The sequence below is a fragment of the Chitinophaga sp. genome (assembly GCF_039596135.1).
GTDB lineage: Bacteria > Bacteroidota > Bacteroidia > Chitinophagales > Chitinophagaceae > Chitinophaga.
In genome coordinates this window covers 22,205-47,839 of record NZ_JBCNKH010000027.1, presented here as the reverse complement: position 1 = coordinate 47,839, position 25,635 = coordinate 22,205, and the positions used below count along the sequence as shown (strand labels likewise).

The following is a 25,635-nucleotide window of genomic DNA, read 5'->3' as shown; positions in this document are numbered from 1 at the left end:
CCATATTCAATTTGAAGATATTTTGCCTATTATATTATATCATAAAAACTAATTGCGCCTTTAAAATCCAAAATGAACCTCCTCAGGATTTATTGATGGGATACCACAACGAGTAGGGAATAGCGTTTCGCATTTACTTACCAAGCATTATCCAAAGATTTATTGGAAATTTAACCGCTTACGTATATATTAAACATTCGAAACGCACAATGAATATTAAATATCCATCAAATACGAGCACTTTCCAATGAGCATCAACAACACACAGAACAATTTGGAAGGAGTGCCTCCCGAAAATTTGCAGTTTGACAAAGCTGCCTTTAAGGAGTTATTTAAAAAACACTACCCTCCTCTTTGTATTTACTGCAGGTTGAAGTACAGCTTCGACATTCATTTGGCGGAAGATATTGTTCATTCGGGCTTTATCAAACTTTGGGAAACCCGCCAAACGCTTGCCTCTGGTATATCTCCAATATCTTATTTGTATAAAATCATTGATAATCTTAGCTTAAATACCCTAAGGCATGAAAAAGTAAAGCAACAACATGCAGCCCACCAGTTGAGAACAACCTCCGAAGATATTTCAGCAGCAACTTTTAATAGCATTGATCTAAAGGAATTAAGTGCAGCTATTGATGCCGCTATTGCAGAACTGCCGGAACAAATGCGTACCATATTTGAACTCAGAAAATTTGAAGGACTGAAATACGCAGAAATAGCCAACCGGTTAAATATCTCTGTAAAAACAGTGGATACCCAAATAAGCAGGGCTATGTCGAAATTAAAGGAAAAATTGTCCCGGTTTCTCATCTTTCTTATATTGATTTTCAACGTTTTATTGAAAATGTAAAAAATATTTCTTTTCGTTGTAGGGAAGAATTCATCATTAAGTGTATTAATAATACCATGCACATGGAAGACAACAATCAATACGATGAGCTTTTGGTCAGGTACTTGTTTAATGAGGAGACAGCACAGGAGAAAGCAATTGTTGAAAACTGGCTCAATGCCAGTGAGGAAAACCTACGCCATTTTAATCGTTTGAAAAAGACCTGGCAACTGACAGAGATAAAGAAAGACCTGACATATATAATGGATGAGGCGAACCTGGAAGATAAATGGAATCGTCTTGAACAAGATATAACGGAAGAAGTAGAAAGACCATCGATGCGCAGAATGTTGATATCGATAGCTGTTGCCGCATCAGTTCTTTTAGTTGTTGGGCTGGGTTGGATATTCTTCAGCCCCCATAAACCAGGCATACCCATTGCGCAGCATACAGAGACAAAGAACGACAGCCTGGCATTTGCGGTACGACATGATGTCAATACAACAGGCAAAGAAAAAAGAATTCAGCTAGCAGACGGCTCTTTGATCATTTTGGCAAACAACAGTGAAGTGACCTACCGGGAGCCGTTTGCCGACAAACGTGAGATAACACTGATCGGAAAGGCGTATTTCAAAGTGGCGCATGACAAGGCAAAACCTTTTACAGTGACCAGTGGAGATATTTCAACTACCGTATTGGGAACTGAATTTACCATTACCGCGTTTAGAAACACAAGCCATATTATTATTCGCCTGTACAATGGCAAAGTGGTAATTAAAGCTGTAGATAAGACAAACAAACGAATGAAGAATGATGTTTATCTCTTACCAGGCCAGGAATTTGTTTATGGAGGCCAAACGGCAATTGTGAGAACATTTTCACTTCACAACAATGCGGCTCCGGAGCAGATCATGACGGGTGATGATCCTTCCCTGCCTGATGCTCAGGACAGACCGTATTTCATGTTCAATAATCAACAGCTGGGAGAAGTATTCGATAATCTGGCAGCATTGTACAACGTGGAAATTGTTTATAATAAAAAAGATATTCAGAAAATTTATTTCACACGAAAGTACAATCGAACAGACTCTTTAGATACGATCCTGAAAGAAATCGGCACGATCCACCACCTGACGATTACACGAAAGGACAACGCGTACATTATAAGCAGGTAAAGACAACCAAACAAACATAAATTAATTGCATTCCACTGATGAATGACTATTCGGTATGCCGATAGCAGGATTTTTATTGTTTATTACAAATTACAATTCCACATGATGAAAAAGTTCTTCAATTTCCGAGCTTTTCTATTAGCCTTCCTTGTACTTGTTCAAGTTTTTCAGCCAATCGCTTCACATGCACAGCAAACCTCCAGTACGGTAACCGGCATTGTAAAAGGCCCTGGCAACGAGCCACTGGTCAGCGTATCGGTTGTTGCCCGCGATAAGAAAACCAATTTTGTATCCGGCACCAAAACAGATACAGCCGGCGTGTTCAATTTACGAGTACCAGCAGGTGGCCCTTATAGTTTTTCGTTTTCTATGATCGGTTTTGAGTCACAAACATTATCTGGCTATATCCTGAAAGAAGGTACTATTTTCTCGCTGGCCATTGATATGAAACCAACCAGCAGTTCATTGGACCAGGTAGTAGTGACCGGGGTGTTCGACAAACGAAAAAAGATGGAAGCATCGGTGGCTATCAGTACCATCTCTGCCGCCCAGGTGGCCAGGTTGGCGCCGGTAAGCGCCCCTGACCTCCTGAAGAATGTTCCCGGCGTGTATGTTAACTCTTCTCTTGGGGAAGTTCGTAATACCGTTTATTCCCGTGGTGTATCTGTTGGTTCCAATGATGGCTCTTCAGGCTATTATTATGTGAGCATGCAGGAAGACGGGCTGCCGGTAACCAATGTAACATGTAGTAATTATGGTCCTGACTACTTCCTCCGTGCCGACGCCACAGTAGGACGGCTGGAAGCCGTTCGTGGCGGAACGGCTTCTATTCTTGGCGCCAATGCACCGGGTGGTATCTTCAACTATATAACAAAAGAAGGCGGCAGCGAAACAAAGGGTGAGGTAGTGGCTAAATATGGCCTGGAAGGGAACGGAAAAAACAGTTTTTACCGCACAGACATCAATATTGGCGGCCCCCTGGGTAAAGACTGGTTTTGGAATGCAGGTGGATTTTATCGCTATGCAGAAGGTGCCAGGTACCCCGGATATGCATTGAACAGAGGCGGACAATTCCGCGGCAACCTGGTGAAAAAATACAAAACAGGGTCCTTGAAGTTCTACGCCAAATACCTGAACGATCACAACGGCTGGTTTGAATTTACACCCACACTTAGCTTCACAAACCCAAAGCCTGCTCCTGGTTTTTCAGAAAGTTCCAATGTGCTGATGCCTTCCATTCAGCAGAATTTCAGCATCAACCAGACCGGCCAGAGAGGTATTTACAACAATAAAGACCTCATTCATTCCATAGACAAATCCGCCGGCATGAATTGGGAGCAACGGCTTGGCCATGGCTGGACATTTAATAACGCCATGCGCTACTCCGATAAGAGCACTACCTGGAATACCAACGGGTCCGTATATCCCATAGAATTGACCGACCTGGCTATTTATACCCGTATGAATACAGTCGGACAACCGGGCACTTATCACATCCGCGATTTGAAGGATGGTCGGGAACTGGCGACTGTAGCAACTGCGAATGGTCACGATTTTACCGTTACCCAAAGCCAGTTGCCGGGTAGCCAGGTATCTCCAAATTCATTATTCTATGAACCCCTTTTATTTATCAGCAATAAAACCAAGGAATTTCTCGACCAGTTTTCATTAACTAAAAAACTGGATAATATGAGTTTTACATTCGGTGGTTTTTATGGCGGAACAAAACTGGACCGGCTTAATGGGCGGGTTGGTTTTGCGCTGGCTACCGTAGAACCCCGGCCACAGGTAGTCGCCATTACCCGTACTAATCCTGACGGTACTACATCACTGGTTACAAATTCAAATGGCGTGATGACCGTAGACAGGGTTGGCCAGGCGGTGAACCATGCCACTCAAAACCAACTGGCATTTTTCTTTGGTCACAACTGGCAGATAACCCCGGCACTCAACCTGGACTGGGGTGTACGCTATGAAACAATGAAAGTAAAAGGATACAACAGTCCGTCTGTTGCTAACCAGGATACCGCAGGCGGAATAGATAAAAACCCGCTCACCTTATATGACAATGCTTATGCTACTACTCCTAATACTTACCACTTTGATAGAAGCATTGGCACATTTTCCTATTCAGCAGGTCTGAATTATAAAATCAATAGCAGCTTTGCAGTATACGGTCGCTTTTCACAGGGTAACAAAGCCCCTGACCTTGACTTGTATATTAATGCTACTACTGATTTTCTTGTAAAAACGCTAGACCCACAGGCACAAAAAATAAAACAATTTGAAATTGGCATAAAGGCAAAAACAGGTAATCTGAATTTATTTGTAACACCCTTTTACAGTCTGCTCAGTCATGTGCCTAACCTGCAAACATTTCAGAATGTGGACCAGACCAGTTACAATCCATCGCCGGTTTACAATAAATACAGAACTTATGGCGTAGAGATAGAAGCAGATTATGGCTTTGCAAAACATTTCAATGTGCATGGTGTGCTTACTTTCCAGCGATCAAAAGCGTTAGATTTTAAAACATGGCTGGCAAATGGCCTTGGCCCACAGGATGATTCACTTGTTACTACTTTTTCCGGTAATGAAACGGATAATATAGCAAGGAGCATTATAAACATTACGCCTTCCTACAATCTTGATAAATTCTATGCGCAGCTTACCTGGTCATTTATGGGTAGGCGCCAGGCAAATGTGGCCAATGCATTTTTGTTGCCGTCCTTCAGCCAGTTCAATTTTAGCACCGGCTATGATGTGTCAAAAAACTTCCGGTTAAGTTTAGCCATCAACAATATTTTTAACACTTATGGTGTAATGAGCTGGAGCCGGCCGGGTTCATTCAATGCTGCACTTGACAGACAAGGCTTCACAAAAGCAATGTATGAAGATGCCGTTAAGAATAACAAACCTTACTCTACGGTAGCAATAGCGCCAAGGGCCTATTTCATGACAGCAACATTCAATTTTTAATTTTTTAGCCACAAATGACATTTGTGGCTAAATTTTAATTTCAGTTTCATGCAACGGGCAGGAGTAATGCTGGTACTTATTTTCTTTTATGTTACAGGAAGTGCGCAGCAGGCAAACAACGACAGTCTCTATAAATTCTTTATCAACCCACCGGACGAAGCAAGGCCCCGCGTGTGGTGGCACTGGATGAATGGCAATATTACCAAAAACGGTATCCGAAAGGACCTGGAATGGATGCATCGTGTGGGTATTGGCGGTTTTCATAATTTTGAAGTGGAACTGGCACGCTCAGATAAGTCGCAGATAGTTGATAAACCGCTTGTCTACATGACACCTGAATGGGTGGATGCTTTCAGATTTGCCGCTGCACTGGCCGATTCGCTAAAATTAGAAATGGCTATTGCCGGTTCACCGGGATTTAGCGAAACCGGCGGTTCCTGGGTAAAGCCGGAAGACGGGATGAAAAAACTTGTATGGACAGAAACCCGTGTAAAAGGTGGCACATCAAATATTAAGCTGCCTGCTCCCCTGGGCATTACAGGCCCTTTCCAAAACATTCCCATGCAACCTTTCGGGGAACGAAAGGTGAATATTACAAAGGATCTCTTATTTTATAGGGATATAGCCGTACTTGCATACAAGCTGCCGCAGGCCGACAGATCGTTGAGTGACCTGGGCGTTGTGGTAACGTCAAGTGGTAATCATTTCACCTTATCCCAACTTACTGATGACGATTTGAGTACAAGCGTTCTTTTGCCGAAAGACACAGTGAAGGGATATGCATGGATACAGTTTGCCTTTCCACAACCGCAAACTATCAAAGCGGTAAGCATGGTTGGTGGCGGCAACCCCGGAATGTTCGGCATGGGTGCAGACCCGGCAGACGGCCGTGCATTGGAGGCAAGCGATGACGGTGTGAACTACCGGTTGATTGCGCATATTCCACCCGGCGCTATTTTACAGCAAACCATTCCGGTTCCTGCAACAACTGCAAAATATTTCCGTATTATAGTTAAAAACCCGCCGGCTCCTTTTAACAGGGCAGCGACGATGGGACTAGCCGATAAAAGCAGAAAAAATTCAGACGGCACCGAAATTGCAGAAATCGTTTTGCATACTGCCGACCGGATTAACAGGTTTGAAGAAAAATCGGCCTTTGCACCAGCTGCTAATTTATTAGATAAAAAAACAACAGCAGCCAGTAACGATATTGTAACCGAAGTTATTAATATTACGGATAAGCTGAATGCAGACGGAACGATAAACTGGATAGCTCCACAAGGCGGAGAATGGAAAATTGTTCGTTTTGGGTATTCTTTACTTGGTACTATCAACCATCCCGCCTCTTACCAGGCGACTGGATTGGAGGTGGATAAACTTGACCCGGTTGCGGTTAGAAATTATTTCATCAATTATCTGGATCAATATAAAAATGCTGCAGGTAGTCACAAAGGCGCCCTGCAATATATGGTAACAGACAGCTGGGAGGCCGGCGCGCAAAACTGGACCGCTAATCTGCCAGCAGAATTTCAACAACGCCGTGGTTACAGCATTATTCCCTGGCTGCCTGCACTAACAGGCGCAATAGTTAAAAGCGCAGCTGCAAGCGAAGCATTTCTATTCGATTTCAGGAAAATATTGTCCGAAATGGTGGCTGAATATCATTACGATTCATTGACAAATATTCTTGCACAATATGGCATGAAACGGTATTCCGAATCGCATGAAGATGGCCGTGCGTTTATTGCGGACGGTATGGAAGTGAAAAGAACGGCAGCCATCCCCATGTCAGCATTCTGGACACCCAATCCTCTTATTAACCAAAACGACCAGACAAAATATACTATCGATATTCGTGAATCTGCATCGGTAGCACACCTCTATGGGCAAAATCTGGTAGCCGCAGAATCATTGACAGCGCTGGGTATTGGAGGAGCTGCGTGGGCCTATTACCCTGGAAATTTAAAACCGAGCGTGGATCTGGAACTGGCAAGCGGGTTAAACCGCTTTGTTATTCATTGTTCGCCACACCAACCCAAAGATGACAAAATTCCCGGTCCCGGCCTTGGGCCATTTGGCCAATGGTACACACGCCACGAAACATGGGCTGAACAGGCAAAGGTATGGAACGACTATTTAGCCCGCAGTAGCTATCTATTACAACAGGGCAGGTTTGTAGCTGATATTCTTTATTACTATGGCGAAGATAATAACATCACCAACCTGTTTGGTAAAAATCCACCTGCTATTCCCGAGGGATATAATTATGATTTCATCAATACAGATGCACTCATGCATGTATTGCAGGTAAAAGACGGCAAATTGATTACACCAGGTGGCATGAGACACAGTGTGCTGGTATTAGACAGCAGCGCCATTAAGATGTCATTACCCGCGTTGCGTAAACTACATGAATTGGTAAAAGCAGGTGCTACGATTACCGGTATAAAGCCAATAGGCACGCTGAGCCTGACCGATGATCAAAATGAATTCAATAAATTGGTAAATGAAATATGGACTGCTTCATACTCAGCCAAACCATTGCGCGAAGTTCTTTCTTCATTAAACATTCAACCTGATTTTGAGTATCATAAACCGAACGATAGCGCCCAACTGCTGTACGTGCATCGCAAGCTGTCAGACGGGCATATCTATTGGGTAAATAACCGCAACGACCGGGATGAAGTAGTGGAAGCTGTTTTCCGGGTTAGTGGAAAAGTGCCGGAGATCTGGCATCCGGAGACAGGGAAAATAGTACCTGCTGCTTACAAAATAGAGAATGGCCGTACGACCGTGACATTGAACCTGACACCGAATGATGCAGTGTTTGTAGTATTCCGGTCGCCTGCCACAAAAAAAAGGATGACCCTGCCTGCTAAAACAGAAAAAGAGATAGCAGTCGTGGAAGGTCCCTGGAAGGTTATGTTTCAGCCCAACCGTGGTGCGCCGGCAAGTGCTACCTTTGCTGAACTAACTTCTTATACAACGCAGCGCGATACAGGCATCAAATACTTTTCTGGTACAGCTACCTACATAAAGAATATCAATCTGCGATCAGGCGCTATTGTAAAAGGAGCACAACTGTGGTTGGACCTGGGTGATGTAAAGAATCTGGCCGAAGTAGTAGTAAATGGAAAGCCATTGGGTATTGTATGGAAAAAACCTTTTCGTATAGATGTAACCAGTGCTTTGCAAGCAGGAAAGAATAAGCTGGAAATAAAGGTCACCAACCTTTGGGTGAACCGTTTGATTGGCGATGCACAACCCGGCGTTACAAATAAGATTACTTATACGTCTCAGCCTTTTTATAAAGCCAATTCACCTTTGCAACCATCGGGTTTGTTAGGACCAGTAAAAATAATTTCAATCAAAAATAGCAGCAGGTAATTATCATTTTCCACTACTTATTTACAAACTCCTGTCCCCATTTGTACAGGTCTAAAATTATTGGCCCTAACGCTTTCCCTTTTTTTAGCTAACCAACCGGGTGTGGTAGTGCACCTTCCCCGCCCTGGTCGGCGGACAGTATTCCCTTTTCTGTACATTATACTTTCGCTTGCTACAAGTAACCTTGTTACCAGATTAAAACTAAAACTATTTGAATTTCTATAAACCCACCTTATCTTTGGTTCATTATTCATCAAGTTGTTTTCCGCATTAGAAAATATATTCGAAATGGCAAGCTTGTCCAACGAAGCTATTGAGCTGCTGGACAAGCATGTTGATTTTATGAATGCTCCTAAGGGCTCCTTTCTGATAAAGCAGGGGCAGCGCACCAACCATTTCTACATTATTGAAAAAGGGTTTGCGCGGATATTTTCTGTTATTAACGACAAGGAAATTACCACATTATTTGCCAGGGAAAACGATATCATAACATCAACTTATGCATTGTTTACACAAACTGGCAGCGAAGAAAATGTAGAAATATTAGAAGATTCCATTTTACTAAAAATAAATTACGCAACGTTTGTAAACCTCTGCAAGGAACACCCCAACCTGTTTAACCTGTACCGATTCCTGATGGAAAAGCACTACCTGGCTTTGGAAGAAAGAACATTGTCGCTTCAATTTGACAACGCTTTAGAACGTTACCGCAAACTTATTTCGCGGCACCCCTTTATTCTACAAAGAGCATCACTTACCTCAATAGCTTCCTATCTGGGTATGTCGCCGGTAACACTGAGCCGTATGCGGGCTCAGATCTGATAACCCTTGTTTTTAGCATTTGCTAAAAAATCATCTTCCTACTGCATTTAAATTTGCTTTTACTTTTTACTAACTATTAATATATGGAAAGACCAAGTTTCAAAAGCAAAATTTACCGGGTACTCATCCGCGTAATGGGTATAAAATCAAAAATCGAAAAGGAATTCAGGAATGGAGATTTCAGTAAATTCCATCAAGCTGCCGGCATACCGGACAAAGTAAAAAGTCAGTGTGAGGTCCTATACCGAAAATCACCCACAGGGAGAACAATCTGGGAACTAAAGAAAAAGAATAGCACACCGCAACGTTATATATTTTTCCTGCATGGAGGCGGTTTTGTCGCCAATATTACAAAATACGACTGGTTTTTTCTAAACAGGATTGTGCAACACTCTGGTTGGGGAATTGTGGTACCCGACTACCCGCTGGTACCTAAAAGCAATTACAAAGATGTATTTGACATGGTAGTACCTGCATATGCAGAACTGCTGGGGCGAGTAGGCAGAGAAAATGTAGTATTGATGGGGTTCTCTGCTGGTGGGGGGATTGCTTTTTCACTTGCACAATATGCCCGGAACAATCAGCTTGCCCAACCCTCTCAAATCATTTTATTATCTCCTTTTCTGGATGCCACGTTGCAGAACCCCGAAATTCCTGTAATTGACAAGTATGATCCCTACATTGATACAAAGGGATTCCGTAAAGCCATTTCAATTTATGCGGCAGACACCAATATTTCTAATTACATGATAAGCCCAATAAATGGCGTTCTGGAAGGATTAGCCCCCATTCATTTATTTGCAGGAACACACGAAGTGGTATTGCCCGATGCAAGAAAGCTGGTAGCACTGGCAAATGAAAAAAAGATAGCCATTAAATATTATGAATACAAGCAGATGTATCATGCTTGGATTTTTCTAAATATGCCTGAGGCTAAAGACGTATTCAATAAATTGATGAATATTTTGAAATGACTTGTAATTGCGGCGAGGAATCAAAACTTCTCCATGCTTCGAACTAAAAAGAGCCTTCAAACCCGAGGGTCTGAAGGCTCTTGTAAATTTCAACGAATTTATAGAAGATACATCTCACAAAACCGAACGAAATAAACGGGTACCCAGTTCAGGGAATCTGACAGTGGCTGTAATCCAGACTAATACTTCAATTCCCATGGGAAATAAAATGCTTTGTTGGTGTTGCAAATGTGTTGCCATTGCACCTCCAAGGTAGGAAGCTAAAAGTAAAGTTCCTAAAACCCCCGTTCTGGGGATAGCAAATAGCAGCACTGACAGCAGCTCGATAATGCCAAGTAGCTGATAAACTCCTGCCGTAATCCCAAAGGATCTGCTCATTTCAAGTGCATGTTCACTACTACGTATTTTATCTGTTGCAGATGCCACCAGCATCAATACGATAATGCCTGTCAGCACCAGGCCGATGTTATGCTTTGTCTTTGAACTCATCTCACTAAAATTTATATCGATTGTACCAAACCTCCATCCACACGCACCACAGTGCCACTGATGTAATCTGCCAGCGGACTCGCCAGGTAAGCCACAGCACTTGCAACTTCTTCCGGACGTCCTAAGCGTCCGATATCATTTGACGTAAATTGTGCCACCGCCATCTTCTCAATTTCTGCCCAATCTCGTCCCCATCCATATTTTTCAGCCATGCCCAGCAGCATGTTTTTAGTCGTTTCCACCAGCATGGCACCAGGCGAGACAGTATTGGAAGTGATGCCAGTCCCTTTAAGTTCCCGGGCCAGAGAAACCGTCAGGTTATGCCGGGCAGCTGTTGATGCGCTATAGTCAGGCTGTATATTCATCGGCTGTATAGCCGCCGATGAGCCAATCTGGATAATGCGTCCCCAACCTAATACTTTCATTTGTGGCAGCAGGTTATGGATCATTCGCACGTAGGACAGTACATTGCTGTTGTAAGTATCATTCCAATTCTGCACTGTTGCATTCATCCAGGGCTGCGGATTATAAACGCCTGTATTATTCACTAAAATGTCGATCTGACCACCAGCCAGTGCAGCTGCAGCTACCCTATCAGCGCCTTCATCTGTAGACAGGTCGCCGATAACATATTCAGCGGATCCACCGTTTTTCCGGATGCTCTCAGCAATTGCTGCGCTGCGCTTTTCGTTCCTGCCATGTACGATCACTGATGCACCTTCTTTAGCCAGTAAACATACAATTGCTTCGCCGATGCCCGAGCTCGATCCGGTTACGAGCGCTCTTTTACCTTTTAATTTTAAGTCCATAATTTGTTACTTTTACTAATCAACTTACTTTTCGTAAGTCAAAAGTAGCAGGCAACTAAATGCAAGACAAGAAGGCATTTGTAAATCAGTCACTTACATCAGTGTAACTATTACTGATAACCAAAAGGATATGAAAAAAGAAAATTTAAAAAAATGTGAGGAGAACCGGGAAGATTGTCCGATAAAGGATGTTCTTTACCGGGTAGGTGATAAATGGTCAATGCTAACGGTGATCATGTTAAGCGATCATGGTACCCTCCGGTTTAATGAATTACATCAACTGATAGACACTATTTCGCAAAGAATGCTAACCGTAACACTCAAGACGTTAGAAGCGGATGGATTGGTTTCAAGAAAAATGTATCCGCAGATTCCGCCTAAAGTTGAGTATGCGCTAACGCCGCTTGGCGAAAGCCTGGTTCCTCCCCTCATGCATCTTTACCACTGGGCCAATGCCAGTATGCCTGCAATTAAAGAATCACGGAAACGCTATCAAAAGCATTTAGGTAAGGGGTTGCAAATTCAATCCTGACGGGGAATGCGAAAAAGGGTAATAATTATCATTAAAGAGGAAATTTCCACTTCCCTCCAATCGGGCACAACGTTACCGTAATAAGTGACTATCCTATCGGTTTCCCTTCACTATTCAATTCCACAGTATTTATTTTTCTGAATTTGGAAGGGTTCATTCCTTTGTATTTCTTAAATGCCCTGTTCAGATGACTTTCATCTGTAAAGTTAAATTCGTAAGCAATTTCATTAATCCTCATATCACTTCGCAGCAACCTTACTTCTACCAACCTCATTTTGTAGTTGGTGATATAATGCTGTAAGGTTTCACCCGTTTGCTTCTTAAAATACCGGCCCAAATAGTTGAGGGAAATATTAAAATGCCGGCTCAGTTTTACTGCCTTTAAATGCCTGGGTTCAAAAATATTTTGTTGAATGTAATTCAACATGTCCAGGATAAGCTCGCCGGTAGCTTCATTTATATTCTTAGGTAGCTTTAATGCAATATTCCTGGCAACGATAGTAATAATCGTATTAATGATTTGCTCTGATATTCGATGGTAATATAACTGCTGATTAGTCTGTTCGTTCAGGATACTGCTTATAAGTGATGCTATTAATGGCTTGTCCACCTTGTTTTTTAAAATACAGCCCGGCCGGTGACTTGCATTTTGTAAAATATATTTTACCTGCCTCACAGCTTCTTTGTCTTTATGAATATTGTTCTTCACATATAACTCGTCAAATCGAAGAAAAAAGAAGGTGGTAGGTGCATCAATGCTAAACGAATACACATCCTGTGGAGTTAGTAAAAACAAATTCCCCTTGCGATAATTGAAGCGGTTTTTATTTACGGTTTGAATGCCTGTTCCATCTATTATATAGATCAATTCGAAAAAATTGTTCCGCCTTGCCGGTTTGCTAAAGCGTAACATTTCTCTCCACTCTATTTCCCATGGTTGATGTATGGTAGCTCCCTTCATGGGTATGAAAATACAAAATAAACGCAAAATTGTACAAATAGAGGCAGATTGAAGATGTATAATTTTACGTTGATTAATTATTAAAAAAGAACAACATGAAAACAGTAATCACTCTTATTTTAATATTGGGATCAGTATATTCATCAATAGCACAAACCATGTTCCCGCTTGCCGGAACCTGGTTGCTAAAAGAAGCCCAGGTAATACTCCCGGATGGAACCCGCACTACAGACAGCACCTACGGCAAGAATGCAAAAGGTGTACTAATGATTGATGCAAGTGGACAATACTCATTACAAATTTTTCGGCCGGACCGGCCAAAATTTGTTTCAGGAGATAAAAAACGGGGTACTCCTGCAGAATATAAAGCTGCGCTTGGGGGAATAAGCACACATATCGGGCATATTACAATGGATACCATGAATAAAACATTACAGTTCAAAATTGATTACGCCGCCTATCCTAATTGGGACAACACATCTCAAATCCGAAATTTCAAATTGCAGGAGGATGAATTATATTACGAAGTGCCTGCGAAAACCGCCGCCGGAACAATTGCTGTTTCTATCTGGAAACGTATTAGAACAAAATAGGCCCAAGAGGTGTAACTAAAACAAAGGACTACCCAATATTTGATTGTGCCTTATCAGATCCTGGTGCCGGAATAGCTAGTTTAAAATAAACGATAACAAGCCCCGCGATAACGGCAGTTACCCAAAAAGCATTAGCCGCCCCATACTGGAACCACAGCCAACCTGTAACAGTGCTTGCCAGCATAGTACAGATACTCTGAAAACCGGTATAAGTACCTATAGCGGTAGCAGTATCCGCTTTATCAGTGATATTGCTAATCCATGCCTTAGAAATCCCTTCTGTTGCAGCGGCATATACCCCATACAACAGAAAAAGAAATCCATAATAATAGATACCGCCAGTATAAGCCATTCCCGCATACACTAATGTAAACAGGAACAACCCGGCAATGAATATTCTTTTTAGCCCAGTTCTGTCTGCCAATATTCCCAGTGGAAAAGAGGCCAACGCATATATCATGTTGTAAAAAATATATACCCCAATGGTAGCTGTATCATTCAGCCCCGCCTGCTTTACTTTTAGCAACAGAAAAACGTCAGAACTGTTGCATAATGTAAAAACCAATAACCCCGTTACTAGCTTGCGGTAAATAACAGGACTATGTTTCCAGTAAAGCAGGAAGGAAAAGAATGAAACCGGCGTTTTATTTTCTTTCTGCCTCCAATTTTTTTCTTTGAGATAGAAGGACAACCCAATCGCCAATAATCCCGGAATAAATGCGATAAGAAACAATATTCGATAGTGCCCAGGATAAAAGAATAGATAAACCAATGCGATACCAGGCCCAATAACAGCCCCCAACGTATCCATTGAACGGTGAAATCCGAAAACCCGGCCTTTGGTAGCGGGAGTGGCCTCATCCGACAGCAACGCATCCCTTGCCCCGGTACGGATGCCTTTGCCCAACCGGTCAACTGTCCGCGCCAGGAATATCCAAAGCGGGTAGATAAATAAAGCCATCATGGGTTTGGATATGGCGCTTAGCGCATATCCTAATTGCACGAATGGGGCCCGTTTGCCTTTATGATCGGATAGCTTGCCAAAGTAGCCCTTACTTAATCCGGCAGTGGCTTCCGCAATACCTTCCAATATGCCAATCAGCAATACGGAGAAGCCGATGCTCCTTAAATAAATGGGCATGATGGGATACAGCATTTCACTGGCCGTATCAGTGAACAGGCTGATAAAAGACAATATCCATATCGTGCGTGTTAAGTATTTCATCAGTTAATATTTGCCTGATGGAACCTTGTTCACAGGCCCGGTTTCATGAAACCTCCAAAAAAATCCCTTATATCATTTGCTAATAAATTGGGTTGTTCCATTGCTGCAAAATGTCCACCGGCATTCATGTCAGTCCATCGCTGAATATTAAATCCCTTTTCGATATAAGAACGGGGCGGTGTAGGCAATTCTTTAGGAAATTTAGCAAAGGCAACAGGAACTTTTACGTAATCTTCTTCGCTAAAATGCAAAGGGTATTGGCTATTTTCATTATAGATTCGAATTGAAGAGTGAATACTTTCTGTAATCCAGTATAAGGTAACATTTGCAAGTAACTCATCTTTTGAAAATACGTTTTCGATATTACCTTTATTGTCGCTCCAGCTATTAAACTTCTCTATTATCCACGCACACAAACCAATAGGTGAATCATTTAAGCCATAGGCCAATGTAATTGGTTTCGTACTATGCTGGTATGCATAAGCACCTTCCTTAGCCGACCAGTTGCCTGCAAATTTTTGAAATTCTTTTACTTCCTCTGTTAATAGTTCTCCATCTTTAAGAAATGGTCTATACGACCCTGAGATATAGTTAAGGTGTAAGCCTATTACACTTTCAGGGTGTTTTAATGCCAACCATGTGCTAATACCCGAACCAATGTCTCCTCCCTGGCAACCATATCTTTCATAACCTAATTTATTCATTAATTTATTCCACAACCCGGCAACAACAGCACTATTACAGCCCGGTTCAGTAACCTTGCCCGAAAACCCAAACCCAATTACACCAGGGATAACCAAATCAAACGAAACATTCTCATCATTGGTCAGTAACGGAATGAGTTTCATTATTTCTAAAAAAGAACCCGGCCATCCATGCGTTATGATTAATGGAATTGAATTTCCCCCCTTCCCTTTTATGTGTAAAAAGTGAATTTTGTAACCATCAATGTCTGCTATGAAATTAGGATAGGCATTTATTTCCTTTTCAACCTGCCGCCAGTCAAAAATATTTAGCCAATAATCGGCCAGTTCTCTCATGTAGGAAAGATTGGCTCCATAGTTCCATCCTGAATCAATTATTTCATCAGGCCAACGGGTATTTTTGATTCGTGATTTTAAATCATCAATAATTTGTTCAGACGTATTGATCACAAAAGGTGTTATCATTTTTCTTATTTTATTCGGCTATTCAGGTTTAGTAACAGGTCGTCTTGGAAATGCCCCCAAAAGTTAGACACTTTTGGAGGCATTTCACAATTTACTTACAAGACGGCCTCTTGTTTATGATCAGACTTAAAACCCGTACATACCACCCGAAACGGAAATGTGCTCTCCCGTAATCCAGGCTGCATCATCGGAAGCAAGAAACACGGCAACTTTCGCAATATCTTCAGGCTGGCCCCTACGACCAAGCGGTGTATTGGCAATAAACATTTTTTCATACTCACTGCCGGTAGTAACGCCCGCATTACGGGCTCCTTCTGTTTCCGTAGCACCCGGCAATATAGAGTTGATACGAATGTTTTTTGCACCCAATTCTTTCGACAAAGAAATCGTTATGGCATCTAATGCCGCTTTCGTTGAAGAATACAACGAAGCTGTTGGAAGTGGCATTTTGCTTGCACCCGAACTGATATTGATGATACTACCACCCTTATCGCTAAACAGTTTCAAAGATGATTGGATAGCAAGTATAGCACCCAAAACATTTACATTGAAATGCTGATGAAACGATTCTGCTGACACCTGTTCAATAGGTGTGTATCCCTGGTAGGCTGCATTGTTTACCAAAATATCCAATGTACCGAAAGCGTTTTTTGCTTCTTCAAACAGCCTGTTTATATCAGCTTCTTTCGATACATCGCCCTGCACTGCCATGGCTGTGCCACCATTGTCGGTTATGGCTTTCACTACTTTATCTGCAGCTTCTTTGCCTGAAGCATAATTTACAATAACCTTCGCACCTTCGCGGGCAAAATGTTTTGCGATAGATGCACCTATTCCTTTTGAAGCACCCGTTACTATCGCTACTTTATTTTTTAGTTTACTCATCTTTTTGAAAATTTATTTCACTGAGAAAGCATTAGCCATACCACCGTCCGCCAGGATATCGGCACCTACGATGAATGTTGAATCGTCGGAGGCTAAAAACACAGCCGTTTTCCCGATCTCAGCCGGAGTTCCCTGCCTGCCAAGCGGCGTAAGATCTATCCATACCTGCTTTACCTGGTCCACCAGGTCCTGCGGTACCATCTTTCCAAAAACCGGTGTATCAATTGAGCCAGGCGAAATTGTATTCACCCTTATTCTTCTTGACAATAAATCGAGCGATAAGCCTCTGCCCAATGAAATAACGGCCGCTTTTGCAGCTGCATATATCGTGGCTCCGGGTGCAGCCCGATGTGCAGCATTCGACGCGATCAGTATAACAGAAGCGCCGTCATTTAAATAAGGAAGCGATTTTTTTACGGTGAAATAGACGCTTTTTAAATTCAGGTCCATATAGCGGTCGTAACCTTCTTCTGTTACATCGGTTATGGCCATCAACGGAATCCCGTCCACTACGCCACCTGCATTCACCACCAATGCGTCTATCTTCCCAAACTTATCGGCCGTAGTCCTATACAGGTGCTCCAGGTCATCAGGATTTGTTACGTCTCCTTTTACACCTATAAAATTACCACCCAGGGCTTCAACAGCGCTGTTCAACGTAGCCTCATTTCTTCCGGCAATTGCACCGACTGCGCCCTCGCTTTTAAATGCTTCAGCAATCCCAAACCCGATACCGCTATTGCCGCCGGTAATCACGGTTACTTTGTCTTTTAACTTACTCATTATTTCTTTTTTTTAATGATTGAGTAACAAAGTTAGATTGACGAAGTTACTTTTAGTAACTTCGTGCTGAAAAATAACAGTAACACAGGTGTAACAAAGTAACATTATGGGGTGTAAAATAGCAGAGTTTCAACAGGAACAAAAGAAAAGAATGAGAGCCGTTCAGGATGCAATGGACGCACTGAATGGGAAATGGAAGATTGCAATTATTTCGTCTATTTGCTGTTATGGTAAAAGGCGCTTTTCCGACATTTTGAATGATGTAAATGGAATTTCAAACAGAATGTTGAGCAAGGAACTAAAGGAATTAGAAATAAACCAGTTGGTAAAACGAACCATTTTAGATACACAACCCATAACGGTTCAATATGAACTGACGGAACATGGCAATACACTACAAACCATCATCAGCAATCTTACAGATTGGGGAATTGTACACCGAAAGAAAATTGTCGGATAATAATTTCGGAGCTTAGTTACCTTTGCTGACAGAAGATTCAACTATGCTTAATATAATTAGTATACTGTTAACTATAATATTCCTGTTTCTTGCAGGAATACATCTGTATTGGGGAGTGGGTGGCAATTGGGGCAGTAAAGCCGTCATTCCTACCAATTACAATGGCGATCAGGTGTTGAACCCGGGGTTGAAGGAATGTATTGTTGTAATGCTTGGATTTCTGCTGGCCACTTTTCTATTGTGGGAGAAAACAGGATGGCTTCCTTCAATTTTACCAGAAAAATGGACACGATATGGAATAATTGTAATGATCGTTGTATTCTTTATCCGATCCATCGGAGACTTCCGGTACGTTGGTTTCTTTAAAAAAATAAAAGGAACTCCTTTTGCCGTATTGGACACCAGGCTGTTTAGCCCACTATGCTTTTTACTGGCATTCTCATTATTTCTTCTTCTTTGAAAACTGAACTGGTATTTGTTGTAGTGATGTGTTTTTTTCTTTATCAATTAAAACCCGACCTAAATTCCAAAGGACTTTGATTCGTCTTCGTCTTAAATAATTTACTGAACGACTGCGGATGTTCAAACCCCAATTCATAAGCAATTTCACTCACAGACAAATCAGTCGTGGATAATTTCTCTTTAGCTTTTTCAATTAACTTATTGTGAATATGCTGCTGCGTATGTTGTCCCGTTAGTGTTTTTAATAAACTGCCCAAATAATTAGGCGATAAATTTAGTAAGCCTGCAATGTATTGTGCAGTAGGCAAACCTTTGCTTATTAAATCATCATTTTCAAAATATTCGTTGAGAACATTTTCCAATCGTTCAAGTATTTGATGACTGCTTTTCTTTCTTGTAATGAATTGTCGCTGATAAAAACGTTCGCAATAATTAAGTAACAATTCTATTTGTGCAATGATGATATTTTGACTGAACTTATCAATGTTAGAGCGGTATTCCCGTTGAATACTGTGCATAATATCTGTAATAATGATTTCTTCTTTTTCTGAAAGAAAAAGAGCTTCGTTTACAGCGTAGCCAAAAAAATCGTATTGCTTAATACTTTTTGCCAAAGATGTTTTCCAGATAAAATCGGGGTGAATAAGCAAAAGAAAACCTGTTGGTTTTACTTCGGACTTATCTATCTCAATCTGCATCAGCTGTTTGGGTGCAATAAACGATAATAAGCCTTCATCAAAATCATACTGCTGTTGTCCGTAGCGGAATTTACCCGGCGGCATATGCCGTTTTAACCCGATTGAGTAAAAATTCTGAATCCAACTGATTTCCTTTTCATCAGTTTGATATTCCACCAAACCATAATCCACCAAACTGACCAAAGGGTGTTCAGGTTTTGGCAATCCGCTCATTTTATGCATCTCGCCAATGGTGTTGAATCTATGAACTTTTTTACTTTCCATACCTCTTCAAAATTATAAAAAAGCGATAAAACATTTATAGTTCTATCGCTTTTATGTTTGAAATTAAAAGTCTGTCGATTTGCTCAACGCTTCGTTGGCTGCTAATTCATTTTGCAAAACTTCAATTTTGCTGTAAGCCATTCCAAAAGCATCGCTTCCCATAAAGAAATGCAATGGTGGATTTTCGCTTTCGGCTAACTGGATAAATGCAGTGGCTGCTTTGTCAGGATTGCCCAACTGGTTGCCGTTCATTTCGGTTTTGTGCCACTGTTCAGAACCTCTTGCCGATGTGTAATCTTCAATCGGGTTTTGAGGAAGACTAAGTGAATCGTCACCTAAAAAATTAGTGCGGAAATATCCGGGATATACAATCGTTGCCTTTACTCCAAATTCTTTTGTTTCTACAGACAAAGATTCTGTAAAGCCAACCATTGCAAACTTTGTGGCGAAATAAATTCCAAAGCCGGAAAATGTTCCAACGAAGCCTCCAATAGAAGCAATGTTGATGATATGCCCCGATTTATTACTGCGGAAGTGTGGCATAACGTTTCTAATTACATTCAACGCACCAAACACATTTACATCAAAATTCCGGCGGGTTTCTTTGTCGCTCAGTTCTTCCAGAGTACCCCACTGTCCATAGCCTGCATTGTTCACTACCACGTCAATATTGCCAAATGTTTCCAATGTTTTAGCAACAGCACTTTTTACACTTTTTTCGTCTGTTACATTTACTTCCAACGGAAGAAAGTTAGCCGATGCCCCTACTTCTTTTTTCAGACTTTCAACAGTGCGGGAAGTAGCGGCTACCCGGTAGCCCTCGTTCAATAATCTTTTTACCAGAGATAAACCTAATCCTTTTGACGCCCCGGTTACAAACCATACTTTTTGCGTGTCCATTTTTTCTGTGTTTTAATTTACTAAATGATTACACTGCAAAGTTGGAAAGAACATAAAAGGAGGAATTAGTCAAATCAATGATTGTTGTAACCAAAACAATGCTTTATCAATCAAGTACCTTTACCGGTATAAACTTAACATAAATGCAAACCGCGATAAAGATAGTTGCGGCAGCAGTCGCATACAGCCATCCTGAACTGTAATAGTAAATCGCGCCACCACCGATAGGCACCAAAATATTAGTGAGCGATTGCAGGCTTTGGTTCACGCCTTGCAATGTTCCCTGCTGTGTTTCATTCACAGCTTCGGATAGTTTTCCGGTGTATGTAGGTTCAAACAAACCTTCTCCGGAAATGATAAGGATAACTGCCAGTGAAATCAACAGGACAGTATGCACATAAACACTGGATAGTATCAATACCAGCCCCGTACCAAGCATGACCAAACCCCAGATACCGATCTGCTTCTGGGTAAAGCGCTCCAGCAAACGTGGCAATAGCACAGCACGTACTAAAATTTCGCAAATGCCGACCAGCGTAAGTAAACTGCCTATCAGCCCAGGTGTCCATAAGTATATATCTTTGAGAAAAAGTGTGAAATTGAACTGAAAAACACCTATTCCGATATAGAACAAAACACCTGTAACCAACAGTATGGCAACGCCTTTAAGACTAAAAGTACTTTTGAAATGCGAGAATACATTGAAGTTGTTGAACGCAACGCGTTGCGTTCTTTTATGTGACGCGAGGGATTCGGGCAATAGAAAATAAACCAACAGTGCAGAAAGGAATATCAGAAAAGCGGTAACATAAAAAGGCAGTGCAATCGAGATACTTCCTAACAGCCCGCCTAAAGCCGGTCCGCCGATTTTTCCAATCCCCATTGCAGATCCTATATAACCAAACCATTTGGTACGTTCTTTAGCATCTGTAGTATCTGAGATGTAAGAGAAGATGGCACTGATGTTTCCTGCGGTAAGCCCGTCAATGAGCCGGCCAAGAAAAAGGACCCATAGTGCCCCTCCGATGCCGAACAACACAAAGCCCGCAGCCGACCCCAGTAAACTGACTATTAAAATGATTTTCCGGCCAAACCGGTCACTCAATGCGCCAAGTACCGGGGCCGCAAAAAAGGTAGAGGCAGCGTATATAGACAGCAGCGTGCTCATGCCCACTACCACCTGCTGCCCCGGCAGGTATTTACCTACCAGGAATGGCAGCAGTGGCAGCACAATGGAATATCCTATGGAATTTAACAGAACAATCGCCAGCAGGATAAATAAGGAAATATGCTTTGATTTCATAAATAGTATAAATGATTAGTCAACAACAATCACAAGCTTTCCCCTCATTTTTTTCTGCGAACTGATAGCCTGTGCCCGGGCAGTTTCTTTCAGCGGGAAAACCGCTTGTATATGCAACTGGTATAGCCCTTTCGCATACAGATTGGCCACTTCAGAAAGCACGTGTTGAATGTGTCTTGGTGGCCCGGCTGAAAAACGCGCCCCATATTCCACTGCGGAGAAATCGGCAACTGATACCACTTTGGAAGGATCGCCCACTATGTCGATCAGTTCCGGGATATTTCCTGAACCTGCTATATCCAGCGCACCGGCGATGCCATTGGGCGCAAGCTTTTTTACGCGCTCTTTCAGTCCGTCGCCATAAGTCGTAGGTATAGCACCCAATTCATGTAAATATTCCTGGTTACCGGCACCTGCAGTTCCAATAACCTGAAGCCCCCGTCTACGTGCCAGTTGCACGACCGCTGAACCAATCCCGCCTGCTGCACCACTCACCAGGATGGTACTGCCCGGATTGGCATTTAAATCATCTAAACAGCGCCAGGCCGTCTCTGAGGCAACAGGAATAGCGCCCGCCACTTCAAAAGGAACGCCTTCAGGCTTTTTTACCCAATGTGATAAAATAGCATATTCTGCCATCGTATCGTTGCCATAGCCAAAAACAGCGTCGCCAACGGAAACACTGGCTACGCCTGCTCCAACCGCATCCACAACTCCGGATGCTTCCACACCAATTCCTGAAGGAAAAACGACTTCCTCAAAATCCTTGTATTGTCCTTCCATTCTTTTCCAATCCGAGGGATTCACACCCGCAGCACGGACTTTTATTCGTATCTGCCCGGCCAGCGGCTCAGGTTTAGAAATGTGGACCATTTCAAGAACAGCTTCAGGAGCTCCATACGTATTGTACCGGATGGCTTTCATTTGAACGTTTGCATTCATATCTATTTCCTTTAATGATTCGATGATGCAAAGTTGGATCATTAATCAGGAATAAAATAGCTACTTTTGGCTAAAAAATAGTCGTAAATGACAAAAATAAAAGTGACCGGTAATGCTACACCTCCTGTTTTTTTCCGGCTGGCTAAATTGTGGGCTACAAAAGTTAAAAACGGAAGGGTCGATATCCCTGCGTTATATGGCAACGGCTATTGTGCAGGCTGTGTGTTCAACGAAAATATCCGGATGCTTATTCTTAATTATAAATTGAACGAAGAAACAATCATTGAGAATCCTGAATTCAATACCCCTGGCAAAACGATATTATTCAAATTTCAAAATGTCCATTCAAACCTCTTCTTAAAACAAAGCCCCTCTGTGCTGATAGCCACCAGCCGGTTTAATACTGATGAAGTGATTGCTATCCAGGAGAATACTGCCTCTGTTAATATTGAAGTTAATTCGCAATACTTAGAGGAACTGTTTGCGCTTTCCCAAAAATCACCGGTCCTGCAAAGTTTATCCCAAAATGCCCAGCCGTTATTATTTGAACAGATGATCTCACCAGGTATTCAAAAAATACTGGACGAGATTACCTCTGAAGCTATAGATGATAATTTTAAATGGGTATTTAGAAAAATTAAAGCAGAGGAATTGATCTGCATGTTGTTGATGAAGCTGGAAGAAAGAGAGGAAAAACAACTGTATCCCCTGAAGGGTAAAGATGTACAATCTATTTATGATATCAGGGAACGAATGCTCACAAACCTGAATGAGCCGCCTGTTATTCAGGATTTAGCAATTGAAGCCAATATGAGCACCACTAAACTAAGAACACTGTTCAGGCAGATTTTTGGTGATAGTATTTTCGGTCATTATCAAAAATACAGGATGAAAGAAGCGGCACGGCTGCTAAAAGATGAGCGGCTCTCCGTTTCAGAAGTGGGATATAAACTGGGATTTTCCAACCTCAGTCATTTTACAAGGGTGTTTGAAGAACATATCGGGATGAAACCGAAAAAGTTTTCGACAGGAGGCTAAGCAACAGCATAAAGCGGCAAGCAGTCTGCATTTCACTTAAAATTAGCAGGAAACACCTATTTCATAGTTGCCCCATTTCGTTTTCGTACAATTTCCCCACTACACGTGTGACTACATTTGTATCAGAAAATAAGGGGAACAATCATGGAACCTCTTGCTAGTATTATTTACACACTCCCACTTAAAAAGTATAAGAAATGAAAAAGCTAATTTACAGCATAGTTGCCATTATCGGTTTGCTCGGCATTACGGCTGCCTGCCTGGAATTGTTCAGCTCCTACAAGGTTTCAACATCCATTAACCTGAATGCGCCGGTAAAAACTTATCAGCAAATTACCATCAATGCCAGTCCTGAAAAGGTTTACCAGGTCATGAGTGATATTGATCATTGGGCGCAGTGGCAGCAGGATGTGACAGAACCTAAGTTAAATGGTCCGTTTGAAAAAGGCAGTAGTTTCGATTGGAAAAGCGGAGGGCTAACCATTCACTCAACGATTCACACGGCCATCCCCGGACAGAAAATAGGCTGGTCAGGTAAGGCACTTGGCGCATTTGCAATCCACAATTGGACCTTTGTTGCAGAAAATGGCCATACAACCGTCAAAGTTGAAGAAAGTATGGAAGGATGGCTGGTGTATGTAATGCGTAATAAATTCCAAAAAGGACTGGAAACCTCATTGCAGGTATGGTTGAAAAATCTAAAGGCAAAAGCAGAACAATAACGCTATCCTATGAAAGGGAAAAAGGCAGCGGCATACACGCCGCTACCACATGCTAAAGAATTAATGCCAATCCCTCCGCCACCGTACGAACGGAACTGAGCAAGACGCTACTGATTATTATACAACAGCTTTTTCGGTAAGTGCAGTATAGTCAGTATATCCACGCGCTCCGCCGCCGTAATGTAAAGAGCGATCGGCAGGCGTAACCGGCCAATCATTTTTCAGCCTTACAACCAGGTCCGGATTGGCAATAAAGGGCTCTCCAAAGGCCGCGAGGTCAATCAAACCTTCCTTTAAGAGGTTTTCAGCTTTTTGTTTATCCAACCCACCGGCAAGGATGATCACACCACTTTCGTACCAGGAACGCAACCTGGACAGAAAGCCTTCCGGCAAGGCGAAGCTGCCCCGGGATTTCTGGTCCATGATATGGATATAAGCAATCTGACGGTGAGAAAGTTCGGTCGCAAGATATTGATAGGTCTGCTCAATCTCCGGGTAGTGGGGCAACTCATGCAGACCACCATAAGGCGTAAGCCGGATAGCTACCCTCGCTGCACCAATTTCGGCGATGCAGGCATCGATCGCTTCTAAGAGGAAACGGCACCTGTTTTCTATACTGCCGCCGTATTCGTCACTGCGGGTATTGACAGCCGGATTTAGGAACTGTTCTATTAAATAACCATTTGCGCCATGCAGCTCTACACCGTCAAAACCAGCTTTGATAGCATTTGATGCAGCAATGGCAAAATCGCGCACCACGTCTTTGATCTCAAAAGCGCTCAATGCCCGGGGCTTAGAGCAGATGACGAAATTTTCCTTGCCATTGTCATCATACCCCCAGGCATAGGAGTTGGAAGCCCGGATATCTGATGGAGCTACCGGTGCAGCGCCGTTAGGCTGGTTAGTGAAGTGAGATACGCGGCCAACGTGCCAGAGCTGGGCAAAAACCTTGCTGCCAGCCTCGTGCACCGTCTTCGTCACCAGCTTCCAACCCTCCACCTGTTCGTTGGAGAATAGCCCGTTAATGTGCAACACACCCGCAGCTGTAGGAGAAATAGATATTCCTTCGGTAACGATCAAACCTGCGCCGTTTTCACCACTGCGCTGCCCATAGTATTGCGCGTTCATGGAATTTGGAATGCCGTTAGGATTACGGGCCCTTGTCATAGGCGCCATCACGACCCTGTTGATCAGGGAAAGAGAACCTTTATTAAACTCGTCGAATAACATAAGA

General features: G+C 42.4%; 23 protein-coding genes. 11 read left to right on the top strand and 12 right to left on the bottom strand.

The annotated features are described in order from the left end of the window. The first annotated feature begins 283 nt into the window (after positions 1 to 283). The 6 genes from ABDW16_RS16795 (at position 284) to ABDW16_RS16770 (ending at position 10,166) form a co-directional block, all read left to right on the top strand. Positions 284 to 850: an RNA polymerase sigma-70 factor gene (locus tag ABDW16_RS16795; RefSeq protein WP_343671292.1), complete on the top strand. Its 567-nt coding sequence runs from the start codon at positions 284 to 286 to the stop codon at positions 848 to 850. 62 nt (positions 851 to 912) lie between these two features. Further along, positions 913 to 2,004, top strand: a complete 1,092-nt coding sequence (locus tag ABDW16_RS16790; RefSeq protein ID WP_343671236.1) for a FecR domain-containing protein — start codon at positions 913 to 915, stop codon at positions 2,002 to 2,004. 102 nt (positions 2,005 to 2,106) lie between these two features. Then, complete coding sequence (locus ABDW16_RS16785) at positions 2,107 to 4,983, top strand: TonB-dependent receptor (RefSeq protein WP_343671235.1); 2,877 nt, start codon at positions 2,107 to 2,109, stop codon at positions 4,981 to 4,983. Positions 4,984 to 5,031: 48 nt separating this feature from the next. Then, positions 5,032 to 8,370 (top strand): glycosyl hydrolase, encoded by a 3,339-nt coding sequence (locus ABDW16_RS16780; protein ID WP_343671234.1) that lies wholly within the window; start codon positions 5,032 to 5,034, stop codon positions 8,368 to 8,370. A gap of 288 nt (positions 8,371 to 8,658) precedes the next feature. Then, positions 8,659 to 9,192, top strand: a complete 534-nt coding sequence (locus tag ABDW16_RS16775) for a Crp/Fnr family transcriptional regulator (protein WP_343671233.1) — start codon at positions 8,659 to 8,661, stop codon at positions 9,190 to 9,192. Positions 9,193 to 9,275: 83 nt separating this feature from the next. Beyond that, on the top strand, positions 9,276 to 10,166 hold the full coding sequence (locus ABDW16_RS16770) for an alpha/beta hydrolase (RefSeq protein WP_343671231.1): 891 nt from the start codon (positions 9,276 to 9,278) through the stop codon (positions 10,164 to 10,166). Positions 10,167 to 10,280: 114 nt separating this feature from the next. Here ABDW16_RS16770 and ABDW16_RS16765 read toward each other — a convergent pair whose 3' ends face one another. Beyond that, entirely contained in the window at positions 10,281 to 10,655 is a 375-nt protein-coding gene (locus tag ABDW16_RS16765; protein ID WP_343671229.1) for a DoxX family protein, read from the bottom strand. Positions 10,656 to 10,666: 11 nt separating this feature from the next. Then, positions 10,667 to 11,464 carry an SDR family oxidoreductase gene (locus tag ABDW16_RS16760; protein ID WP_343671228.1) on the bottom strand — a complete coding sequence of 266 codons (798 nt, stop codon included), beginning with the start codon at positions 11,462 to 11,464 and terminating at the stop codon, positions 10,667 to 10,669. 130 nt (positions 11,465 to 11,594) lie between these two features. Here ABDW16_RS16760 and ABDW16_RS16755 point away from each other — a divergent pair, with 130 nt between their 5' ends. Continuing rightward, entirely contained in the window at positions 11,595 to 11,996 is a 402-nt protein-coding gene (locus ABDW16_RS16755; RefSeq protein ID WP_343671226.1) for a helix-turn-helix domain-containing protein, read from the top strand. A gap of 88 nt (positions 11,997 to 12,084) precedes the next feature. Here the strand turns inward: ABDW16_RS16755 and ABDW16_RS16750 are convergent, their stop codons facing one another. Then, positions 12,085 to 12,957, bottom strand: coding sequence for an AraC family transcriptional regulator (locus tag ABDW16_RS16750; protein ID WP_343671224.1), 873 nt, complete (start codon positions 12,955 to 12,957; stop codon positions 12,085 to 12,087). Positions 12,958 to 13,052: 95 nt separating this feature from the next. On the opposite strand from ABDW16_RS16750, the gene ABDW16_RS16745 reads away from it, so the two are divergent. Continuing rightward, positions 13,053 to 13,550: a lipocalin-like domain-containing protein gene (locus ABDW16_RS16745; protein WP_343671223.1), complete on the top strand. Its 498-nt coding sequence runs from the start codon at positions 13,053 to 13,055 to the stop codon at positions 13,548 to 13,550. Positions 13,551 to 13,578: 28 nt separating this feature from the next. Here ABDW16_RS16745 and ABDW16_RS16740 read toward each other — a convergent pair whose 3' ends face one another. The 4 genes from ABDW16_RS16740 to ABDW16_RS16725 form a co-directional block, all read right to left on the bottom strand. Continuing rightward, complete coding sequence (locus ABDW16_RS16740; protein ID WP_343671222.1) at positions 13,579 to 14,775, bottom strand: MFS transporter; 1,197 nt, start codon at positions 14,773 to 14,775, stop codon at positions 13,579 to 13,581. A gap of 29 nt (positions 14,776 to 14,804) precedes the next feature. Further along, entirely contained in the window at positions 14,805 to 15,944 is a 1,140-nt protein-coding gene (locus tag ABDW16_RS16735; protein WP_343671221.1) for an epoxide hydrolase family protein, read from the bottom strand. A gap of 126 nt (positions 15,945 to 16,070) precedes the next feature. Then, on the bottom strand, positions 16,071 to 16,829 hold the full coding sequence (locus tag ABDW16_RS16730; RefSeq protein ID WP_343671220.1) for a glucose 1-dehydrogenase: 759 nt from the start codon (positions 16,827 to 16,829) through the stop codon (positions 16,071 to 16,073). Between the two features lie 12 nt (positions 16,830 to 16,841). Continuing rightward, entirely contained in the window at positions 16,842 to 17,612 is a 771-nt protein-coding gene (locus ABDW16_RS16725) for an SDR family oxidoreductase (protein ID WP_343671219.1), read from the bottom strand. A gap of 106 nt (positions 17,613 to 17,718) precedes the next feature. Between ABDW16_RS16725 and ABDW16_RS16720 the strand changes: the two genes are divergently transcribed. Further along, positions 17,719 to 18,072: a helix-turn-helix domain-containing protein gene (locus ABDW16_RS16720; protein ID WP_343671218.1), complete on the top strand. Its 354-nt coding sequence runs from the start codon at positions 17,719 to 17,721 to the stop codon at positions 18,070 to 18,072. A 503-nt stretch (positions 18,073 to 18,575) separates the two neighbouring features. Here ABDW16_RS16720 and ABDW16_RS16715 read toward each other — a convergent pair. From ABDW16_RS16715 to ABDW16_RS16700, 4 genes are all read right to left on the bottom strand, one after another. Next, positions 18,576 to 19,496: a helix-turn-helix transcriptional regulator gene (locus ABDW16_RS16715; RefSeq protein ID WP_343671217.1), complete on the bottom strand. Its 921-nt coding sequence runs from the start codon at positions 19,494 to 19,496 to the stop codon at positions 18,576 to 18,578. Positions 19,497 to 19,559: 63 nt separating this feature from the next. Then, on the bottom strand, positions 19,560 to 20,396 hold the full coding sequence (locus ABDW16_RS16710; protein ID WP_343671216.1) for an SDR family NAD(P)-dependent oxidoreductase: 837 nt from the start codon (positions 20,394 to 20,396) through the stop codon (positions 19,560 to 19,562). Between the two features lie 106 nt (positions 20,397 to 20,502). After that, positions 20,503 to 21,699, bottom strand: a complete 1,197-nt coding sequence (locus ABDW16_RS16705) for an MFS transporter (protein ID WP_343671215.1) — start codon at positions 21,697 to 21,699, stop codon at positions 20,503 to 20,505. Between the two features lie 15 nt (positions 21,700 to 21,714). After that, on the bottom strand, positions 21,715 to 22,683 hold the full coding sequence (locus ABDW16_RS16700) for an NADP-dependent oxidoreductase (RefSeq protein WP_343671214.1): 969 nt from the start codon (positions 22,681 to 22,683) through the stop codon (positions 21,715 to 21,717). Positions 22,684 to 22,728: 45 nt separating this feature from the next. Here ABDW16_RS16700 and ABDW16_RS16695 point away from each other — a divergent pair, with 45 nt between their 5' ends. Together ABDW16_RS16695 and ABDW16_RS16690 are read left to right on the top strand one after the other, a co-directional pair. Next, the gene (locus ABDW16_RS16695) at positions 22,729 to 23,679 is read left to right on the top strand and encodes an AraC family transcriptional regulator (RefSeq protein ID WP_343671212.1); all 951 of its coding nucleotides are present in this window, start codon (positions 22,729 to 22,731) and stop codon (positions 23,677 to 23,679) included. Between the two features lie 197 nt (positions 23,680 to 23,876). Beyond that, the gene (locus tag ABDW16_RS16690) at positions 23,877 to 24,401 is read left to right on the top strand and encodes an SRPBCC family protein (protein ID WP_343671211.1); all 525 of its coding nucleotides are present in this window, start codon (positions 23,877 to 23,879) and stop codon (positions 24,399 to 24,401) included. A gap of 117 nt (positions 24,402 to 24,518) precedes the next feature. Here ABDW16_RS16690 and ABDW16_RS16685 read toward each other — a convergent pair whose 3' ends face one another. Then, a complete protein-coding gene (locus tag ABDW16_RS16685) occupies positions 24,519 to 25,631 on the bottom strand; it encodes an alkene reductase (RefSeq protein WP_343671210.1) in 1,113 nt (370 codons plus the stop codon). Positions 25,632 to 25,635: the final 4 nt, after the last annotated feature.

Coding starts and splice junctions, on each gene's coding strand:
- ABDW16_RS16790 (WP_343671236.1), top strand. CDS start 913: ATGGAAGACAACAATCAATACGATGAGCTTTTGGTCAGGTACTTGTTT.
- ABDW16_RS16785 (WP_343671235.1), top strand. CDS start 2,107: ATGATGAAAAAGTTCTTCAATTTCCGAGCTTTTCTATTAGCCTTCCTT.
- ABDW16_RS16780 (WP_343671234.1), top strand. CDS start 5,032: ATGCAACGGGCAGGAGTAATGCTGGTACTTATTTTCTTTTATGTTACA.
- ABDW16_RS16775 (WP_343671233.1), top strand. CDS start 8,659: ATGGCAAGCTTGTCCAACGAAGCTATTGAGCTGCTGGACAAGCATGTT.
- ABDW16_RS16770 (WP_343671231.1), top strand. CDS start 9,276: ATGGAAAGACCAAGTTTCAAAAGCAAAATTTACCGGGTACTCATCCGC.
- ABDW16_RS16765 (WP_343671229.1), bottom strand. CDS start 10,655: ATGAGTTCAAAGACAAAGCATAACATCGGCCTGGTGCTGACAGGCATT.
- ABDW16_RS16760 (WP_343671228.1), bottom strand. CDS start 11,464: ATGGACTTAAAATTAAAAGGTAAAAGAGCGCTCGTAACCGGATCGAGC.
- ABDW16_RS16755 (WP_343671226.1), top strand. CDS start 11,595: ATGAAAAAAGAAAATTTAAAAAAATGTGAGGAGAACCGGGAAGATTGT.
- ABDW16_RS16750 (WP_343671224.1), bottom strand. CDS start 12,957: ATGAAGGGAGCTACCATACATCAACCATGGGAAATAGAGTGGAGAGAA.
- ABDW16_RS16745 (WP_343671223.1), top strand. CDS start 13,053: ATGAAAACAGTAATCACTCTTATTTTAATATTGGGATCAGTATATTCA.
- ABDW16_RS16740 (WP_343671222.1), bottom strand. CDS start 14,775: ATGAAATACTTAACACGCACGATATGGATATTGTCTTTTATCAGCCTG.
- ABDW16_RS16735 (WP_343671221.1), bottom strand. CDS start 15,944: ATGATAACACCTTTTGTGATCAATACGTCTGAACAAATTATTGATGAT.
- ABDW16_RS16730 (WP_343671220.1), bottom strand. CDS start 16,829: ATGAGTAAACTAAAAAATAAAGTAGCGATAGTAACGGGTGCTTCAAAA.
- ABDW16_RS16725 (WP_343671219.1), bottom strand. CDS start 17,612: ATGAGTAAGTTAAAAGACAAAGTAACCGTGATTACCGGCGGCAATAGC.
- ABDW16_RS16720 (WP_343671218.1), top strand. CDS start 17,719: ATGGGGTGTAAAATAGCAGAGTTTCAACAGGAACAAAAGAAAAGAATG.
- ABDW16_RS16715 (WP_343671217.1), bottom strand. CDS start 19,496: ATGGAAAGTAAAAAAGTTCATAGATTCAACACCATTGGCGAGATGCAT.
- ABDW16_RS16710 (WP_343671216.1), bottom strand. CDS start 20,396: ATGGACACGCAAAAAGTATGGTTTGTAACCGGGGCGTCAAAAGGATTA.
- ABDW16_RS16705 (WP_343671215.1), bottom strand. CDS start 21,699: ATGAAATCAAAGCATATTTCCTTATTTATCCTGCTGGCGATTGTTCTG.
- ABDW16_RS16700 (WP_343671214.1), bottom strand. CDS start 22,683: ATGATCCAACTTTGCATCATCGAATCATTAAAGGAAATAGATATGAAT.
- ABDW16_RS16695 (WP_343671212.1), top strand. CDS start 22,729: ATGACAAAAATAAAAGTGACCGGTAATGCTACACCTCCTGTTTTTTTC.
- ABDW16_RS16690 (WP_343671211.1), top strand. CDS start 23,877: ATGAAAAAGCTAATTTACAGCATAGTTGCCATTATCGGTTTGCTCGGC.
- ABDW16_RS16685 (WP_343671210.1), bottom strand. CDS start 25,631: ATGTTATTCGACGAGTTTAATAAAGGTTCTCTTTCCCTGATCAACAGG.